This window comes from Limnospira sp. PMC 1279.21 (assembly GCF_032349615.1).
Lineage (GTDB): Bacteria > Cyanobacteriota > Cyanobacteriia > Cyanobacteriales > Microcoleaceae > Limnospira > Limnospira fusiformis.
This window is the reverse complement of the sequence record NZ_JARPLU010000588.1, coordinates 1-314: the sequence shown is the minus strand read 5'-3', so window position 1 is coordinate 314 and position 314 is coordinate 1. Positions and strand designations below refer to the sequence as shown.

Annotated in this window: 1 protein-coding gene; it reads right to left on the bottom strand. The window is 47.5% G+C overall.

All coding sequences use genetic code 11. The annotated features are described in order from the left end of the window. Nucleotides 1-194 (bottom strand): reverse transcriptase N-terminal domain-containing protein (locus P5683_RS26090; RefSeq protein ID WP_071776840.1); only part of this gene is annotated, 194 nt, incomplete at its 3' end. Nucleotides 195-314: the final 120 nt, after the last annotated feature.

Here is a 314-nt window from a genome sequence, read left to right as displayed (position 1 = left end):
TATTTCGGGCATTGCATCCCTATTTCACTCCTAAACGTCTCGCACGCATAATATGACTTTACCAATAGACGTTGCAACCTTCTTGCCTTCGCGTCCTGTCCCGATTTAGCTGCTTGGAATATCCTCTTTTGGAGCTTGAAAACTTTCCTCTGGACTTTCGCCCAAGGGATATTAGGGGTCGAGATAGACCTCACGGTCTATCCCTCCCACTCAGAACCGTACATGAGACTTTCACCTCATACGGCTCCTAATTTGACTGGTTATGGTCGAAAGAGAAGTCACCTTCCCCAACTCCAATTCCAAACCGTGCTTGC